The sequence below is a fragment of the Mucilaginibacter sp. genome, from assembly GCF_041663085.1.
In the GTDB taxonomy this organism is placed as follows: Bacteria; Bacteroidota; Bacteroidia; order Sphingobacteriales; family Sphingobacteriaceae; genus Mucilaginibacter.
Genome location: NZ_JBAZRC010000230.1, coordinates 1 through 3,629, shown reverse-complemented (window position 1 = coordinate 3,629; position 3,629 = coordinate 1). Strand labels below are relative to the sequence as shown.

The following is a 3,629-nucleotide window of genomic DNA, read 5'->3' as shown; positions in this document are numbered from 1 at the left end:
CATTGCTCTTTACTTCTGTTTTGTATAGCTTGCCATCAACCAGGCATTCCAGGGTAAACTGATAAGGTTTTTCCTGTAGTTGAGCTATGTGGAAAGCAACGGTTTTATCAGCTGCGTTATAATCACAGGTTATTTTTAAACGCGGGTGGCCGGCTTCGTGCAGCCACTGGGTAAAAAACTGTTTCAGATCGGCACCGCTGGCGTTTTCCATTACCAGGCGTAGGTCGTCGGTATTGGCGTTGCTGCCATTATACTGTTTATAATAAGTCCTAATACCTTTCCAAAAGGCTACGTCACCAATTTTACGGCGCAGCATGTGCAGCACCCAGCCGCCTTTTTGGTAAGCGTTATCATTCAGCATATTGATCATTGGTCCCTTAAAGGTTGAATCGACTACCGGAGCAATGTACTTTTTCTCAAAATTGAATATGGCTTTCCTGTCGGCAGCGAGGCGGCTCTTCAGGGTATCGGCCCCATAAGTACCTTCCATATACAGGTTGGTCATGTAGGTAGCAAAGCCTTCGCTAAGCCATACATGCCACCAGCTTTTTTCGCTAACAGCATCGCCAAACCATTGGTGGGCAATCTCGTGGGCCATTAATGTTTCTATTTCTCTTCCGTTCACCGATTTTTCATAATAAAAAATAGCCCCGGCGTTCTCCATACCGCCAAATACCGTTTTTGATTGCACATTGGCCAGCTTTTTATACGGGAACGCACCTATCCGTTTTACAAACCAGGGCAGTATTTTAGTGGCTACGGCATAACTTTTAAACCCAGCTTCCTTATCCTCGGGGAATACATAGGTGTACACCGGTATACCACCGGGATTGCCGGGATTTGCCACAGCAAAATCGGCTACGCCAATAACCATTACCTTGGTTGGCAATTGGGCGGTTTCGCTCCAATGGGTTAGCTTTTTATTGCCGGGCAGGGGTTTCTCTAAAACCTTTAAGCCATTGCCTACAACCTTGTATTTAAGCGGAGCGGTCACTAAAAATTCTACCGATGCCTTATCGGCAGGGTTATCTACGCAGGGTAGCCAGTAATGCGCGCGGGTTGCCCAGTTATCGCCAAAAAATGTGCGGTGGCCATATTGGTTGGTTGATATGATCAACCCATCTGTAGGTACGCCCTGATAAGTTATTGTATAATTATGTATGGCACCCTGTGCTGTTTTAGTGTCTACCACCAATTTATCACTATCCTGCGTAAATTTTAGCGAGCGGCTGTTTTCTGTTACTGCAGTTACCACCATGCCTTTGCCTTCGGCGTTTTTTTTGTAAAGATCGAGTTCCAGTTTAGTGGATGCTTTAAGGGATTTGGCTGTTATGGTAGCCCGGCCTTTTATAATATTATCGGCATCATTAAGGGTAAGGGCGAAGCGGTAATGCTGTATATCAACACTTGCACCGGGCTGTTGGGCAAGGGCCGGCGCTGTAGCAAACAATAATGCAAAAAGCAGCAGGTTTAAATTTTTACGCATATGTAATATTACAAAAAATACCTATGCAAAAATAGGGTGGCTGATGATATGCATTAGGTAAGCATGCATATTATCGGCCGCAACTGCCAGGCGCAGTCGCCTATTTTAAGGCTATTTTTTCTTTGCCGGTGTTGTTTTTATTCCTTCAGCGCTTTTAGCCGCTTTTTTTGAGCGCATTTTAAGGTTCAGCATTTCTACAAGGATAGAGAACGCCATGGCAAAGTATATGTACCCTTTGGGGATGTGCTGCTCAAATGCTTCGGCCAATAGTGATACACCTATCAGCAACAGGAACGACATCGCAAGCATTTTTACCGTTGGGTGCTTGTTTACAAAGCTGGCCACGCCGCTTGATGCCCACATCATAATACCTACGGCAATTACAACGGCGGCTATCATAATTTCAACATGTTTGGCCATACCTACGGCGGTGATAACCGAATCTAGCGAGAAGACGATATCCAGCAGCATGATCTGGAAGATAGTAGCCCAAAATGAATGTGGTTTAACATTCTCTGCGCCTTCTTCTTCGCCCTCAATTTTATGATGGATCTCGGCAGTGCTTTTATAGATCAGGAACAAACCACCGATGATAAGCATGAGATAGCGGCCCGAGATAGCCAGTTTCTCTACCCATTCCGGGTCGGTAACGCTGAGCAGGCCTGCAAGGCTAAATAGCGGTGCAGTTAGTTTCATTACCCAGGTAATGGTAAGCAGCAGTAATACACGGGTGATCATGGCCATGGCCAAGCCCAGTTTACGGCCTTTTTCCTGTTGATTTTTGGGGAGCTTATCCGATAATATGGATATGAATATCACATTATCAATCCCTAACACAATTTCTAAAACGGTAAGCGTAATTAATGAGATCCACGCTTCCGGGTCGGTAAATATTTCCATGCAGTGTATTGTTCGCCCTAAAAATAACAAAACCCCTGCCGTTTATAGAAAGAGTTTTTAATTTATGGCCGGCTCATATTAATTTCTTATGTAATGGGTGGCCTGTTTAACCACGCTCCCACCTTCAGGTGTTCACGTTCACTGCCGTGAACACACGTGAACATTCATAAATAACTTATAATCAGATGTTTGGTATTTTCGCTACTGGCAATGTAGCGTCACCGCTTACTTACAACTAATCTATTTGTGTGCCCGGCACTAATAGCTAACAATTACCCGGACAATGCGCCAATTAATGTAGCTTTTAACAAACAGGTTAATTTTTATTGAGAAGAAGCGAGTTGGTTACCCGTATCAATCAGCTATGAATTATCAGGTGCAGCCAGTAGTTGCAACGCAGGCCATGAGCAATAAACCCGGGAAACTTTAATAATGAACCCCTTGCCGTTCGCAGCAAGGGGTTTATAGTTTATAATGGGTTCAATAGTTTTACTGGAATTTTACGTCGGTAAAGCTGGCGTTAATAGTGATTTTACCGTCGCTGTTATTTTTGCCGATATAACCTTTATACGTTTTTGTTGATGACCAACCACGGTCTTCGTCTGATGGCGTCTTAGCAGTTATTTTTATGTTGTCGTCGTTGTAATTAAAACTGCCAAGTTTGGTTACTACATCAAAGTTAAAGCTTTCCGAATCTTTAAAGTCAAGCTTAATTTTAGAGAACGAGGCATTAATATTGATATTTTTAACCGATCTATCAATCGTTCCAATATTAACCCCATCGCAGTATCTTACTCTGAAGATTGAAGCGTTTTTTAGCTTATCTACATTTACCACCGAAAAAGAAATATTCGCATCTACATTATTAAATATACCTGCTTTTAATTTCCCATATTCCAGTTTAAACTTGCCACCATTAAGTAAAGCTATTGATGAAGGGCCATTTTGTGAAAACCTAATTTGTATATCATTTTCGCTGTTGGTAAGTTGTTGTGCTATTAAGCTACCATAGCTTATCGCTATCGTTACTTTTCCACTTAAGTCAGGTAACATAGTGCTGCCAAAGCTATTTGTCAGGTCCAATGCATTACCTGCAGGCATGTAAACAGTGTAGTTTATTTCTATATGATTACTGCCGCGGCGGTTATTAATGCGGGCCAGGTTGGTTTTAAATGATACGATTGAACCATCTTTACTATCGCTAATGCTTGAGCCTTCTATCATGTTGTTTACATAATCTTCA

The 3,629-nt window shown here is 42.6% G+C and carries 3 protein-coding genes; all 3 read right to left on the bottom strand.

From position 1 onward, the window contains the following. Window positions 1–1,486: M1 family metallopeptidase (locus tag WC615_RS22835; protein ID WP_372980331.1), on the bottom strand; the 1,486-nt coding region annotated here is incomplete at its 3' end. 111 nt (window positions 1,487–1,597) lie between these two features. Then, window positions 1,598–2,386, bottom strand: a complete 789-nt coding sequence (locus WC615_RS22830; protein ID WP_372980330.1) for a TerC family protein — start codon at window positions 2,384–2,386, stop codon at window positions 1,598–1,600. Between the two features lie 489 nt (window positions 2,387–2,875). Further along, the coding region (locus WC615_RS22825; RefSeq protein ID WP_372980329.1) for a hypothetical protein at window positions 2,876–3,629 on the bottom strand (754 nt) is incomplete at its 5' end.